Below are 14,220 nucleotides of genomic sequence, written 5' to 3' on the forward strand. Positions count from 1 at the left end.
GTGCGGCGCGCACCCGGGTGCCGGTCAGGGCGCGGAAGCCCGGGCCCGGCAACGGGCGCCGTTCCGTTGTGCCCACCCTCCCCCGGACTCCGTCCGGGGACCCCCACGCCCCAGCGGAACAGCTGCCCACAACGAGGGCGGCGGGGGCCCGGGAGCTGGCCGGGCGGGCTACTGGTCGGAGGAGAAGCGGACCGTGCCGGCCGGGAGGGTGGCGTTGCACCAGATTCTTATGCCGTCGCGGAGTTCGTTGTCGGGGCCCACCTGCGCGCCGTCGCCGATCACCGCGCCCGTCAGGACCGTGCGCGCGCCGATGCGGGCGCCCGCGCCGATCAGGGAATCGGTGACCACCGCGCCCGGTTCGACGACCGCGCCGGCCAGCAGCGTGGAGCCCGTTATGCGGGCGCCCTCGCCGACGACCGCGTCCGCGCCGACGACGGTGCCGCCGGTCAGCTTGGCGTCCGGGGCGACGCGGGCCGACGGGAGGACCAGGCGGTCGCCGCAGCGGCCCGGGACGGCCGGGGAGGGCGCGCGGCCCAGGACCAGGTCGGCGGAGCCACGGACGAAGGCCTGCGGGGTGCCGAGGTCCAGCCAGTACGTGGAGTCGACCATGCCCTGGAGGTGGGCGCCGGAGGCGAGGAGTTCCGGGAAGGTCTCGCGTTCGACCGAGACGGGGCGGCCGGCCGGGATCCTGTCGATGACCGAGCGCCGGAACACGTAGGCGCCGGCGTTGATCTGGTCGGTGACGATCTCCTCGGGCGTCTGAGGCTTCTCCAGGAAGGCCGTGACGCGGCCGGTGGCGTCCGTGGGGACCAGGCCGAAGGCGCGCGGGTCCTCGACCCGGGTGAGGTGCAGCGAGACGTCCGCGCCGGAGGAGGAGTGGGTGGCGACGAGGGCCTGGATGTCGAGGCCCGTGAGGATGTCCCCGTTGAAGATGAGGACCGGGTCGTCGGGGCCCGAGTGCAGCCGCGAGGCGACGTTGCGTATCGCGCCGCCGGTGCCCAGCGGCTCTTCCTCGGTGACGTACTCCAGGCTCAGGCCGAGCGCCGAGCCGTCACCGAAGTGCGGCTCGAAGACCTCGGCCAGGTAGGAGGTGGCGAGCACGATGTGCTCGACGCCGGCGGCACGGGCGCGGGCCAGCTGGTGCGTCAGGAAGGGGACGCCGGCCGCCGGAACCATGGGCTTGGGCGTGTTGACCGTGAGCGGTCGCAGCCGTGTTCCCTTGCCACCGACCAGGAGGATCGCTTCTGTCACCTTGTCGTCTCTGCTTCCTGTTCGGGGCCGGTCAGCTCGCCCGTCCCGGTCGTCCGTGCGATGTGACCGGTCAGTTTAGGCAGATGGTTGCCCGGATGCCCCCATCAGCTCCTTCCCTGGTACTTCGCGGAGCTCGTGCGGGCCGTGCCGAGCTTGCCGTACAGCCGTGCTCCGGGGCACTCCGTCGCGAACCCGTCGCGGTGTCCCGCGATGGAGTTGAACTTGACCGTGCTGCCCTTCTTGTACAGGTTTCCGCCGCCGGAGACGAGGTACGCGGAGCCCTTCGGGTTGACCCCGTGGAGCCCGAGCTTCCAGGCCGTCAGGCGGGCGACGGCGGTCACGACGGCGGCCGGCGGGGTGCTCTTGGTGAACGTGCCGAGGACGGCGATGCCCATGCTGTTGGTGTTGAAGCCGAGGGTGTGCGCGCCGAGGACCGGCTTGGCCACTCCCCCGGCCCGGCCTTCGTAGATGTTTCCGCACTTGTCGACGGCGAAGTTGTAGCCGAAGTCTCGCCATCCACTGCTCTGGACGTGGTAGCGGTAGATACTGCGCAGAACGGAGGGGGCCTGTGCGCAGGTGTAGTTGTTGCCGGTGGCGCTGTGGTGCACGAAGGCGGCCTTGATGCTCTTCGTGTAGACGAAGCCCTTCTCGCGGATGCTCTCGTCCGCGCCCCACCCCTTGCGGGTGATGATCTTGGGCCGGGGACCGATGTACGGCTTCGCGGCGGCCACCTCGTCGGGGGCCTGGGCCTCGGCAGGGGCCTGCGCCTCGTCCGGCACGGCCTGGGGGGCCGGCGGGGCCATCGCCTCCGGCGCCCTCGGCACGTTCGGCGTGTACGGAAGCGTGAGCTCCGTCGCTTCCTTCGACAGGGCCGGGATCCAGGCGGCGCCGTACGGGGCGAGCTGGGCGTTCACCCCGCTCACCGCCGCCTCCGCCGCGTTCAGGCCGGCCAGGGTCAGCGAGGCCGCCGCCGTGCGGGACCACGAGGCCGCCGTCACCGCCGAGGCCGTCGTGGCCGTCGTGGCGTCGGTCACGGTGGTCGCGGCCGTCGGGTCCTGGCCCGGGTCCTGGGCCGGAGCCTCGCCCGGGGCCTCGCCCGGGTCGACCAGTTCCAGTCGCAGGCCTTCGGGGAGCGGTTCGTCCCCCCGTACCCGGATCTCCACGCCGTCCGAGTCGCCCACCCACAGCGGGGCCGTGGAGCCCTTCAGCGCCCGTCCGTGGCCTTCCGCGGTGTCCGGGTCGGCGCCGTGTTCGTCGTTGTGGGTCTCGACGTCCTGCCACTCCGACCAGGCGCCGCCGCCGGTGGCCCGGGTGCGGACCTGCACGACGCCGTGCAGGGCGGCCGCCGGGTCGTCCCACACGACACCGACGAGCGAGAAGGGCCTGACGTCGCGTCGGGCGAGTCCCTGGACGTCGGCGTCGTCCGTCCCGCCGCCCAGCGCCCGGTCGCTGTCGTCCAGTGGCTCCAGTGGCAGGGACTGGGTGGCGCCGGGCAGTTCGGGCGCGGGTGGCTGCGCGGAGGCCGCCGGTGGCAGCCCGAGCGCCGAGGGCACCGCGGCCGCCGCGGGTGCGGCGAGAGAGACCGGCAGGGCGAGGACCGTCGCGCAGGTCACGGCGATCGAGGAGGCGAGTGAGCAACGCATGGGCCGATCGTGCGTACCCCGGGGCCGTTCCGCGCGTCGGGAACCCGCCGGGAAAATGACACCCCGTCGGGCCGTCCGGTGGACGGCGTCACCGGTACGGCGGACCCCGCGCGGCGGCGCGCGTACGCTGTCCGGCGTGAACGCCAGCGACCGCACCCCCGCCGACCTGCTGCGATCCGCGCTCGCCGCGGACCCCGCCCGCCCCTTGGTCACCTTCTACGACGATGCCACCGGTGAGCGGGTGGAATTGTCCGTCGCCACCTTCGCCAATTGGGTGGCGAAGACGGCGAACCTGCTCCAGGGCGAGCTGTCCGCCGAGCCCGGCGACCGGCTCGCGCTGCTGCTGCCCGCTCACTGGCAGACGGCCGTCTGGCTGCTGGCCTGCTCGTCCGTCGGCGTGACCGCGGAGGTGGGCGGCGACCCGGCCGCCGCGGACCTGGTGGTCGCGGGGCCGGACACGCTGGAGGCGGGTCTCGCCTGTTCCGGGGAGCGGATCGCGCTCTCCCTCGCCCCGCTGGGCCGCCGCTTCCCCGCCGCGCCCGCCGGGTACGCGGACTACGCGGTGGAGGTGCCGAGCCAGGGCGACCGGTTCGCCCCGTTCGTTCCGGTCGACCCGGGCGCGCCCGCGCTCGTCGTCGACGGTACGGAACGCGGCGGCGCCCAGATCGTCGAGCAGGCCCGCGCGGACGCGGAGGCCCTCGGCCTCACCCCCGGCACCCGGCTGCTCTCCGGGCTCGGTTACGGCGACTGGAAGGGTCTCTCGACGGGCCTGTACGCCCCGCTCGCGGCCGGCGGCTCCGTGGTCCTCTGCCGGAACCTGGACCAGCTGACGCCCGAGTCCCTGGCCAAGCGCGTGGAGAGCGAGCGGGTGGCCACCACGGCGGTCTGAGCCGCGCCCGCCGAACCCGCCTCCGCCCTCCCGCCCCGCAGGCGCTCACCTCACCCCGGCCGAGCGCCTTGTCAGGCTCCTCCGGCATCGGCCCCCACCGTCCCGGGCGCCGGATGACCGCCGACACCCCCTCGTTCGGCCTAGCACCGCGCCGAGTCCCCGCGTCCCCGGGCCCCGTCCGGTACATGATCGGCCAGGGGGAGAGTCGACTCCTTCCGCACAACCATGCGTGGGGTTCGGCCGTCTCCTTCTACGACCGGCGGCCGCCCGGCGCGCCGCCGACGCCATGAAGGACGGACTCAGACGTGACGGACCGTGCGGGTACGCCCGCCGAACCGGATCCCCCGGCAACGGAGGGCACCGCGACGGAGGGCACGGCTCCCGGGGCTCCGGAGGAGCCGCGCCGCCGACGCCACTGGCTGCGGTGGACGGCACTCGGCGTCTCGCTCGTGGTGCTGGCCGCGGCCGGGGTCGGCTGGTGGTTCTACCGCAAGCTCGACGGCAACATCACGACGGACACCACCGCCGCCGCCGAGCTCCGGAGGTACGAGAAGGAGCGCCCGCCCGCGGTCGCCTCGGCCGCCCGGAACATCCTGCTCATCGGCTCGGACACCCGGTCGGGCGAGGGGAACCGGAAGTACGGCAAGGACGAGGGCACCCAGCGCTCGGACACGACGATCCTGCTGCACCTGTCGGCGGGGAAGAAGAGCGCGACGGCCGTCTCGCTCCCCCGCGACCTGATGGTGACGATCCCGAGCTGCCGCAGGGCGGACGGGACGCGGACCCGTGAGCAGTTCGCGCAGTTCAACTGGGCCTTCGAGTTCGGCGGTACGGCGTGCACGATCCGTACCGTCGAGAAGCTGACCGGGATCCGGGTGGACCACCACATGGTGATCGACTTCCGGGGCTTCAAGAAGATGGTGGACGCCGTCGACGGCGTGGAGGTCTGCCTCAAGGAGCCGGTGAACGACCCGGCCGCGAAGCTGAAGCTGCCCGCGGGGCGCCAGACCCTCCACGGGGAGCAGGCCCTCGGCTTCGTACGGGCCCGGAAGTCGATCGGCAACGGCAGCGACACCGAGCGCATGGACCGCCAGCAGCAGTTCCTCGGCGCCCTGGTCAGCAAGGTGCAGAGCGACGGGGTGCTGCTGAACCCGACCAAGCTCTATCCGGTCCTGGACGCGGCCACCAAGGCGATCACGACCGACCAGGGGCTCGACTCGCTGCGCGCCCTGTACGACCTGGCGCGTTCGATGCGGGCCATCCCGACCGAGAAGGTGCAGTTCCTCACGGTCCCCCGGCGCCCGTACGCGTACAACGCGAACCGGGATGAACTGGTACAGCCGGCGGCGAGTCAACTCTTCAAGCAGCTGCGGGAGGACCGGGCCGTCGTGGTGACCCCGGGCGACGAGAAGAAGGACGGGACGGGAACGCGCGGGAACGGGACGGACGGGAAGCCCGACGACGCCGACACCCCGGCTCCCTCCGTGACGCCGACCTTCACGGGGCGCAGCGCAGCGGAAGGGGTGTGCTCCTAGCACGACCACCGGAGGGGGCCGCGGGGGCGGTGAGTAAAGGGCACACCAAGGGGAGGGTCGGGAGGGATGAGGTTTGAGCAAATTGCCCGGTTGTAAGGGGCGTGGAATTTGTCACGCGCGTCGCCCCGCGCTGAACTGGGCGGATAGTGTGACGCGATCCGGTGCACCCCGACCGCGTGGTCGCACTCACCAAGGATCGAACGACCGAGAGAGCGGCGCCCAGTGGGGGAGGCGCCTCGCGTGGCACCGACGGAGGACTCGAGTAACCGTGGACGCGCACAGCCGTGGACGGGCGGACGAGATCGACCCCGCCGACCAGTGGGTACTCAACCCGCAGACGGGCAACTACGAACTGCGACTGGACCACTCCGCTGGGCAGTCACAGCCGCAGGCGCCGTCCGGGCCTCGTAGATCCACCGTTCCCGCTCCCACGTCGCGCGACACCTCCGCCGACCCGTCCGTCGACTCCCCCGCCGAGGCGCCCGTGCCCGGCCAGCGCCGTCGGCGGGTCTCCGAGCCGGGCGGCGGCCGGGACAAGGAGTCGCCCGCGAGCCGCCGCAAGCGCAAGCAGGGCGCGTCCCGCAAGAAGAAGGTCCTGCTGTGGACCGGCGGCACGATGGCGTTCATCCTCGTCGGCGGCGCGACCGGCGCGTACCTGCTCTACAACAAGCTCGACGGGAACATCGACGTCGTCGACCCCGTGGGCCCGAAGAGCCAGGGCTTCCGCAAGGGCGAGGCCTTCAACATCCTGATCATCGGTACCGACAAGCGGACCGGCGAGGGCAACTCGGGCTACGGCGACAACAACAGCCCCGGCCACGCGGACACCACGATCCTCTTCCACGTCTCCAAGGACCGGACGAACGCCACGGCGCTCTCCATCCCGCGCGACCTGATGACGACGATCCCCGAGTGCCAGACGCGTCAGCCGGACGGCCGGATCCTCACGATTCCCGGCCAGCGGCAGGCCCGCTTCAACGTGAGCCTCGGCCAGGACGGCCGCGACCCCGGCTGCACCATGCGTACGGTCAAGGAGCTGACCGGCCTGACCGTCGACCACTTCATGATGGTCGACTTCAACGCCGTCAAGGAGCTGACCACGGCCGTCGGCGGCGTGAAGGTCTGCGTGGAGAAGGCCGTCGACGACCCCAAGTCGCATCTGAAGCTGCCGGCCGGCGAGTCGGTCATCGAGGGCGAGAAAGCGCTCGCCTTCGTCCGCACCCGCTCCAGCTTCGGCAACAAGAGCGACCTGGACCGGATCAAGGTCCAGCAGCAGTTCCTCGGCTCGATGATCCGGCAGATGAAGTCGAACGAGACGCTCACCAGCCCGACGAAGCTGTACGACCTCGCCGAGGCGGCGACGGACGCGCTCACCGTCGACAAGGGCATAGGGTCCCTCGGCAAGCTCCAGGACCTGGCCGGGGAGCTCTCCGGGATCGACACGAAGAACATCGCGTTCGCGACCCTCCCGGTCATCGACAACCCGGACGAGCCCAAGCCGATCACCGTGGTGCCGCACCCGACGCAGGCACCCCAGCTCTTCGCCGCGATGCAGGCCGACACCTCGCTCACCGAGGTCAAGAAGAAGCAGCAGGACGCCAAGAACGCCCAGGCGCAGGCCCAGGCGAAGCTCCTCCAGGGCGCGCGCGCCGAGGCCGTCGACGTACGCGTCGACGTCTTCAACGGCAGCGGCATCCAGGGCGCGGCCCAGTCGACCATCAACTGGCTGCAGAACGAGGAAGGCGTCACCCGCTCCACCAACAAGAGCAACGCCCCCGAGAAGGCGGCGAAGACGACGCTCACCTACGCACCGAACCAGGCCGATCAGGCCCGCAAGCTCGCGGACATGATGGGGCTGGCCGCCACGGCTCTCAAGCCGGGCACGCAGGACGCCGGGGTACGCGAGCCCATGACGCTCGTTCTCGGTGCCGACTTCAAGGGCGCGGGGGTGCCCATCAACGGTCCGGTGAAGGCGCCGGACGTCGAGAAGGTACAAGCTGACAAGCAGGTGTGCGCCAAGTAGTCCGGAAACACCGGGACTTGGCGCGCTCCTGACTGACGAGGGGACCTGGGGTGGGACAGAACAGCGTGCGTGGGGAGGGAACGCGCGGACGCGTTCCGCGCGCCCGTGAACTGGGCTGGGACGACGATCTGTACGACGCCGGTGCTGCCACCGGCGCCGGGCCGGCCGACGCTCCCGAGGAGACGGACGAAAGCGCCGGCTCCGATACGACGACCCGCGCCGAGCGCCGGCGTGGCGCGGGGAACGGCAGCGGCGCCGACGGACAGACGGGCCACCGTCGCGGCGGCTCGCGCCGGCGTGCCAAGAAGGCCGGCAAGCGCAAGGTGCTGCGCTGGGTCGCGATCACGCTCGCGGTGCTGATACTCGGCACGGCCGGCGCCGGATACCTGTACTACGAGCACCTCAACGGCAACATCCGCGGCGGCTCGCGCGCGGGCGGCGAGAGCGGCGTCAAGAAGGCCGCCCCGAACGCCCTCGGCGACACCCCGCTCAACATCCTCCTGATCGGATCCGACAGCCGGGCCGACGCCAAGAACGTGGCGCTCGGCGGAGGCAAGGACCTGCGTCAGGCGGCTCCGCTCGCGGACGTGCAGATGCTGCTGCACGTCTCCGCCGACCGGCAGAACGCCTCCATCGTCTCCATCCCGCGCGACACCATCGTGCCCATCCCGAAGTGCACGGGCAAGGACGGCGCCACGTTCGCGGCGACGACCGACGAGCCCATCAACGAGACGCTGGGACGCGGGGGGCCCGGCTGCACGCTGACCACCTGGGAGAGCCTCACCGGTGTCTACATCGACCACTGGATGATGATCGACTTCGCGGGTGTGGTGGCGATGGCCGACGAGGTCGGCGGCGTCCCCGTCTGTGTGAAGACCGGGGTCTACGACAAGCCGACCCGGCTCGTGAAGGGCGGCTCGGGCCTGAAGCTGCCCCAGGGCACCACGGAGATCCAGGGCAAGCAGGCCCTCCAGTGGCTCCGCACCCGGCACGCCTTCGGCAACGACCAGGGCCGGGCCAAGGCCCAGCACATGTACCTCAACGGCATGGTCGAGAAGCTCCAGAAGCAGAACGCCTGGAGCGACACCGGCCAGCTGATGGGGCTCGCCGAGACGGCCACCAGCGCCATCCAGGTCTCCGACGAACTCAAGTCGGTGAAGAAGCTCTTCGACCTGTCGATGCAGCTCAAGAACGTGAAGATGAACCGCCTCACGACGGCGACCGTCCCGACGACGGAATGGGCTCAGGACGACAACAAGCTGGTCATGGTCCCGTCGGCCGCCAGCAAGATATGGGCGATGCTCCGCGACGACGTCGCCCTCGACAAGAACGGCCAGGCGGCCGCGGCCAAGCCGAGTGCGAGCGCCTCCGCGAAGCCGAAGACGGTCGCCGAGGCGCCCGGCTCCTTCGCCGTGACCGTCGCCAACGGCACCGCGGGCACCGACGAGGCGCCCGTCGAGGGCCGCGCCAAGGCGATCACCACGGTCCTCACGGGCAAGGGCTTCACGCAGGCCGAAGCCTCCAAGGAGGCGCAGCCCCGCGAGGACACGGTCGTCCTCTACCCGAAGGACGCCGGCGACCAGGGCAGGGCGAACGCCCTGTCCGTGGCGAAGGCCCTCGGACTGCCCGACGCCAAGGTCCGGGCCGACGCCAAGGCCGAGGGCATCGCCCTCGTCATCGGAGCGGACTGGCGCGAGGGCACCGTGTTCAAGAGGCCGACGTCCGTCGCGGGCGACCTGCCCGCGGGTGCCGACGACAAGACGGACTGCATGGACATCTACTCGGTCTACAAGTGGGACGGGAAGAGCTGACCTTCCCCTTGTACGCGTGACGGCCGGGCCCCGTGAGGGACCCGGCCGTCAGCCGTCGCGGGGAAGCCGTCACGGGAAAGGCGTCCCGGGGAAGCCGTCGCGGGGAGCCGTCACGGGAAAGGCGTCGCGAGGAGAAAGCCGTCAGACCGTCTCGGTCTCGCCCGCCAGGACGGCAGGGCGGCGGCTCTCGATGACCTTCTCGGCCAGCGAGCGCGGGCTCGTCAGGAAGCCGTAGCCCCAGGACATGTGCATCGTCGCCAGCGCCACCGGGATCCGGAGGCGGGCCTTCAGCGACAGGCCCTTGCCCGCCGGGAGCGAGCCGGCCGTGATCGCGGCGAGGTAGCCGGCCGGGATCACGAAGCCGAGCGGGGTGAGGACGGCGCCCACGACCAGGCCCGCGGCGATGGCGCACACGGCGGTCGGCGGGGCGAGGTAGCGGAGGTTGATCGAGCCCTGGTGGTAGCGGGCGACGACGTGCCGCCAGCGGCCGTAGTCCTTGTACTGCTTGGCGAGCGCGCGGACGCTGGGCCGCGGGCGGTACTGCACGCGCAGCTCCGGCGAGAACCAGATCAGGCCGCCGGCCTCGCGGATGCGGAAGTTCAGCTCCCAGTCCTGGGCGCGGATGAACTCCACGTTGTAGCCGCCCTGCCGTTCGAGCGCCTCGCGCCGGAACACACCCAGGTAGACGGTCTCGGCGGGGCCGGCCTCGCCGCCCGTGTGGAACGCGGCGTTGCCGACGCCGATCTTCGAGGTCATCGCGGCGGCGACCGCGTCCTCCCAGGCGTTCTCGCCCTCGGCGTGCATGACGCCGCCGACGTTCTGCGCGCCGGTCTCCTCCAGGAGCCGGACGGCCGTGGCGATGTAGTTCGGGGAGAGCATCCCGTGACCGTCCACCCGCACCACGATCGGGTGACGCGAGGCCTCGATCGCCGCGTTGAGCGCGGCGGGCGTACGACCCGTGGGGTTCGGGACGGTCGTGACGCGGGCACGAGGATCCGACGCGGTCTCGGCGACGAGTTCGGCGGCGATCTCGTCGGTGCGGTCCGTGGACGGCCCGAGCGCGATCACCACCTCCATCTCGCCGTCGTACTCCTGCTCCAGGATGTGACGAACCGAGGTGCGCAGATACCGCTCCTCGTTGAGGACCGGCATGATCACGGAGACGGGGGGCAGCATGGTTCCTCGGGGGGTCGGGGGTCGCCCCCCGGACGACGGCGGCTTCGCCCGTCACGTTACCGCGAACGGGGGACAGCGGGCGTGCCGCCCGGGTGGTGCTGCCTTGCGCTGATCGTATGGGCCTACCGTGCTCACGGTTCCCTTTGTCACACCCGCGGAGGTGTCCGTCCGTGCCCACACCGCCCCGCACGCCCCGTCCCCGGCCCGCCGCCCGTTCCGCGCCGGTCCGCCGGCGGCGGAGGCGCCCCCGGTGGGGGATGCGGATGGCGACGGCGCTCTCCGTGACGGTGCTCGCGGCGGGCGGGATCGGGCATGCGCTGGTCACCGGGCTCGACACCGGGATCACCCGGGTCGACCCCTTCAAGGACATGAAGAACCGGCCGCAGGCCGGGCACGGGATGAACGTCCTCGTCGTCGGCACCGACGGCCGGGACCGGATCACCCCCGAGGAGAAGGCGAAGTACCGGCTCGGCGGCGCGCCCTGCCGCTGCACCGACACGGTGATGCTCGTCCACATCTCGGAGGACCGGGAGCGGGCGAGCGTCGTGAGCCTGCCCCGTGACTCGTACGCCGAGATGCCCGAGCACACCGATCTCACCAGCGGCAAGAAGCACCACGCGCATCCGGTGAAGCTGAACGCGGCGTACGCGGAGGGCGGGCCCTCGCTGACCGTACGGACCGTCGAGTCGATGACCGGCGTCAAGATCGACCACTATCTGGAGGTCGACTTCACCAGCTTCATGCGGACGGTGGACGCGGTCGGCGGGGTGCAGATCTGTACGACCCGGCCGGTCAAGGACTCCTACACCGGCCTCGACCTGCCGGCCGGCACCCACGAGCTGGACGGCGGGCAGGCGCTGCAGTACGTGCGCTCCCGCCACATCGACGGGGCCGCGGACATCGGGCGGATGCAGCGGCAGCAGCGGTTCCTGGCGGCCTTGGTCGAGCGGATCACGAGTGGCGGGGTGCTGTTCAACCCGGTGCGGTTCCGTGAGGTCGCCACGACGATGCTGAGCTCCGTCCGGGCCGATCAGGACTTCGGTACGGATCAGCTGCTCGCCCTCTCCAAGGCGATGCGGGGCTTCACACCGGCGTCGTCGGAGTTCGTGTCCGTACCGGTCGGGGACATGAGCTTTCCCGTGAAGGGGATCGGGTCGACGGTGAAGTGGGACGCGGCGAAGGCGCAGAAGCTGTTCCAGGCGCTGCGGGAGGACCGGCCCCTGGCCGCCTCGAAGCCGGGCTCCCCGTCCTCGGCGAAGGCGCCGAAGGCCGTGGTCGTGGATGTGGCACCGCGGACCGTGCGGGTGCAGGTCTACAACGGGACCCGGACGGACGGGCTCGGCCGGAAGGTCGACGACGCGCTGCGCGGGACCGGCTTCGACACCACCCGGACGCCGATGACCGGGAGCGGCAAGGAGCGGGCGCGGACCCTCGTGGAGTACGACCCCCGCTGGGACCGCTCGGCGAAGACCCTCGCGGCGGCGCTGCCGGGGGCGGAGCTGCGGGCGGTGGCGAAGCGGGGCGGGACGCTGCGGGTGACGGTGGGGGCCGACTACAAGGGCGTGACGGCGGTTCGGAGCGAGGAGACGGCACGGGGCGGGCCGTTCGAAGCGGTGACGGGTGACCGGGTGGTGTGCCCGTGACGCGGGAGGCCCTGGCGGGGGACGGCCGGGCCGCGTCGGTGCGGGCCGGCCGCCGTGCCGGGGCGCGGGTCGACGGTGCGGCAGCGGCCGTGCCCGGCGGCCGTCAGTCCTCGTAGCCCTCGGCCGCGCGGCGTTCGCGGAGTTCCTTGATCGCCTGGCGGCGGGCCAGCCGGTGGGTGCGGCGGATCTGCGCTTCCTGGTTGCGGCGCTTGTCCTGTTCCGTCTCGGGGACGACCTGGGGGACCGGGCGCGGCTTGCCGTCCGCGTCGACCGCGGCGAAGACCAGGTACGCGGAGCCGACCTGGGTCGCGGGCGTGGACTCGTTCCAGCGCTCCGCGAGAACCCGTACGCCGACCTCCATCGACGACCGGCCCGTCCAGTTCACCTGGGCCTTCACATGCAGCAGGTCACCGACCCGTACCGGCTCCAGGAAGACCATCTCGTCCATCGAGGCGGTGACCGCCGGTCCGCCCGAGTGCCGGCCCGCGACGGCGCCCGCCGCGTCGTCCACCAGCTTCATGATCACGCCGCCGTGCACCGTACCGAGGAGGTTGGTGTCGTGGCTGGTCATGATGTGGCTGAGGGTGGTGCGGGAGGCCGAGGTGGGCTTGCCCGGAATATCGCCCTGATCTGTCATGCCCTCCACCATATGCCGGGTCCTGCGGCGGTCGCCGTTCGGTCCCCTTTGCATCAGCTTGGCAACAGCACCGGCCCGATCCTCCACCCGCCCTGTCGCGCGTAAAGGCAGGCCCGGCACACTGGTCGGCATGAATGACTGGCCCGAAGACGGCGGCTACGGCCGTGGCAGCGCGAACTCCCAGCCCGAGGGACCTCGCCGGATGAGCCATGTGCAGCGTCCGCAGGTTCCGCAGCAGCCGCCTCGGCACGACCAGGGTTACAACCCGAACTTCACGCAGGCGCAGGGCGCGGGCTACGACTCCGGTTACAGCTCGGGCCAGGTCTACGGCGGCCCGCAGGGCGGCGGCCCGCAGAGCGGTGGACGCGGCACCGTGCCGCCGCAGTACGCGCCGGGCCCCGGCTCCGGCGGTCCCGGGCGTCCCGCCCCGAACTGGCGCAAGCGCATCAAGGTCGGCTCGATCGTCCTGGTCGTCGCCGTCGCCGCCTGGGGCATCGGCACCTACGCCTGGGCCAGCTCGCAGATGCGCAACGAGGTCGACCTCTCCAAGGTCATCGAGCGTCCGGCCGAGGGCGACTGCACGACGTATCTGATCGTCGGCTCCGACAGCCGTGAGGGCATGTCCGCCGAGGAGAAGAAGAAGCTCCACACCGGCTCCGCCGAGGGCAAGCGGACCGACTCGATGATGATCCTCGCGGCCTGCTCCAGCGGGAACACGATGGTCTCGCTCCCCCGTGACTCCTGGGTGACGATCCCCAGCTTCGTGGGCTCCGAGTCGGGCAAGTCGTTCCCGGCGCGCGGCGGCTCCAAGCTGAACGCCGCGTACGCGATGGACGGCCCCGAGCTGCTCGTCCGTACCGTCGAGTTCAACACCGGTCTGCGCATCGACCACTACGCCGAGATCGGCTTCGCCGGCTTCGCGAACATCGTCGACGCGCTCGGCGGTGTCGAGCTGAACATCGAGAAGGGCTTCAAGGACAAGAAGTCCGGGGCGAACTTCCAGGCCGGCACGCAGACCCTCAACGGCGAGCAGGCCCTGGCCTTCGTCCGGACCCGCTACGCCTTCGCCCAGTCGGACCTGCAGCGGACGAAGAACCAGCAGAAGTTCCTCTCCGCCCTGGCCAACCAGGCGGCGACGCCGGGCACCATCCTCAACCCGTTCGCGCTGTACCCGACGCTGGGCGCCGGTCTGGACACGCTGATCGTGGACAAGGACATGTCGCTGTACGACCTGGGGAAGATGTTCTTCGCCATGAAGGGCATCAACAGCGGCGACGGCAAGTCCATGAACATCCCGATCTCGGGCAGCGCGCCGCAGAACTCCCTCAAGTGGGACATGCCGAAGGTGAAGCAGCTGGTGCAGCAGATCCAGAACGACGAGAAGGTCACCGTCGAGTCGAAGAGCTGACCCGGTCGTTCTGACCGCTCGCGCAGACGGCTCGCGCGAACCGGTCGCGCAGACGACGAAGGGCGCCCCTCCCGGCCGGGAGGGGCGCCCTTCGTCGTGTCTCCCTTACGGGAGGTTGCGGGCCATGACGATGCGCTGGACCTGGTTGGTGCCTTCGTAGATCTGGGTGATCTTGGCGTCGCGCATCATGCGCTCGACGGGGTA

At 71.4% G+C, this 14,220-nt stretch carries 11 protein-coding genes; 6 read left to right on the forward strand and 5 right to left on the reverse strand.

Features of this window, described 5'->3' with window-relative positions:
* Positions 1-168 precede the first annotated feature (168 nt).
* Positions 169-1,251 (reverse strand): mannose-1-phosphate guanylyltransferase, encoded by a 1,083-nt coding sequence (gene manB / locus IF00_RS0139695; protein WP_030326872.1) that lies wholly within the window; start codon positions 1,249-1,251, stop codon positions 169-171.
* Between the two features lie 104 nt (positions 1,252-1,355).
* Positions 1,356-2,894, reverse strand: a complete 1,539-nt coding sequence (locus IF00_RS0139700) for a peptidoglycan recognition protein family protein (RefSeq protein ID WP_030326873.1) — start codon at positions 2,892-2,894, stop codon at positions 1,356-1,358.
* Between the two features lie 136 nt (positions 2,895-3,030).
* Here IF00_RS0139700 and IF00_RS0139705 point away from each other — a divergent pair, with 136 nt between their 5' ends.
* The 4 genes from IF00_RS0139705 to IF00_RS0139720 all read left to right on the forward strand — a co-directional run bounded on the left by IF00_RS0139705 (position 3,031) and on the right by IF00_RS0139720 (position 9,152).
* Positions 3,031-3,783, forward strand: coding sequence for a TIGR03089 family protein (locus tag IF00_RS0139705; RefSeq protein WP_030326874.1), 753 nt, complete (start codon positions 3,031-3,033; stop codon positions 3,781-3,783).
* A gap of 305 nt (positions 3,784-4,088) precedes the next feature.
* Positions 4,089-5,318: an LCP family protein gene (locus IF00_RS0139710; protein WP_030326875.1), complete on the forward strand. Its 1,230-nt coding sequence runs from the start codon at positions 4,089-4,091 to the stop codon at positions 5,316-5,318.
* Positions 5,319-5,586: 268 nt separating this feature from the next.
* On the forward strand, positions 5,587-7,341 hold the full coding sequence (locus IF00_RS0139715; RefSeq protein WP_030326876.1) for an LCP family protein: 1,755 nt from the start codon (positions 5,587-5,589) through the stop codon (positions 7,339-7,341).
* A gap of 50 nt (positions 7,342-7,391) precedes the next feature.
* The gene (locus tag IF00_RS0139720) at positions 7,392-9,152 is read left to right on the forward strand and encodes an LCP family protein (RefSeq protein WP_030326877.1); all 1,761 of its coding nucleotides are present in this window, start codon (positions 7,392-7,394) and stop codon (positions 9,150-9,152) included.
* 141 nt (positions 9,153-9,293) lie between these two features.
* Here IF00_RS0139720 and IF00_RS0139725 read toward each other — a convergent pair whose 3' ends face one another.
* Positions 9,294-10,328: a glycosyltransferase family 2 protein gene (locus IF00_RS0139725; protein ID WP_030326878.1), complete on the reverse strand. Its 1,035-nt coding sequence runs from the start codon at positions 10,326-10,328 to the stop codon at positions 9,294-9,296.
* Between the two features lie 170 nt (positions 10,329-10,498).
* Between IF00_RS0139725 and IF00_RS0139730 the strand changes: the two genes are divergently transcribed.
* Positions 10,499-11,971: an LCP family protein gene (locus tag IF00_RS0139730; RefSeq protein WP_449336566.1), complete on the forward strand. Its 1,473-nt coding sequence runs from the start codon at positions 10,499-10,501 to the stop codon at positions 11,969-11,971.
* Positions 11,972-12,074: 103 nt separating this feature from the next.
* Here IF00_RS0139730 and IF00_RS0139735 read toward each other — a convergent pair whose 3' ends face one another.
* Positions 12,075-12,608 (reverse strand): acyl-CoA thioesterase, encoded by a 534-nt coding sequence (locus IF00_RS0139735; RefSeq protein WP_030326880.1) that lies wholly within the window; start codon positions 12,606-12,608, stop codon positions 12,075-12,077.
* Positions 12,609-12,738: 130 nt separating this feature from the next.
* On the opposite strand from IF00_RS0139735, the gene IF00_RS0139740 reads away from it, so the two are divergent.
* Positions 12,739-14,016: an LCP family protein gene (locus IF00_RS0139740; protein WP_209439852.1), complete on the forward strand. Its 1,278-nt coding sequence runs from the start codon at positions 12,739-12,741 to the stop codon at positions 14,014-14,016.
* A gap of 105 nt (positions 14,017-14,121) precedes the next feature.
* On the opposite strand, the gene IF00_RS47745 is transcribed toward IF00_RS0139740, so the two are convergent.
* Positions 14,122-14,220: acyl-CoA dehydrogenase family protein (locus tag IF00_RS47745; protein ID WP_155525297.1), on the reverse strand; the 99-nt coding region annotated here is incomplete at its 5' end.

It is taken from the genome of Streptomyces flavochromogenes (assembly GCF_000717595.1).
Classification (GTDB): Bacteria; Actinomycetota; Actinomycetes; order Streptomycetales; family Streptomycetaceae; genus Streptomyces; species Streptomyces flavochromogenes.

Bases quoted from the DNA above. Each gene is read 5' to 3' on its own strand.
- IF00_RS0139700 (WP_030326873.1), bottom strand. From the start codon at position 2,894: ATGCGTTGCTCACTCGCCTCCTCGATCGCCGTGACCTGCGCGACGGTC.
- IF00_RS0139725 (WP_030326878.1), bottom strand. From the start codon at position 10,328: ATGCTGCCCCCCGTCTCCGTGATCATGCCGGTCCTCAACGAGGAGCGG.
- IF00_RS0139735 (WP_030326880.1), bottom strand. From the start codon at position 12,608: ATGACAGATCAGGGCGATATTCCGGGCAAGCCCACCTCGGCCTCCCGC.
- IF00_RS0139740 (WP_209439852.1), top strand. From the start codon at position 12,739: ATGAATGACTGGCCCGAAGACGGCGGCTACGGCCGTGGCAGCGCGAAC.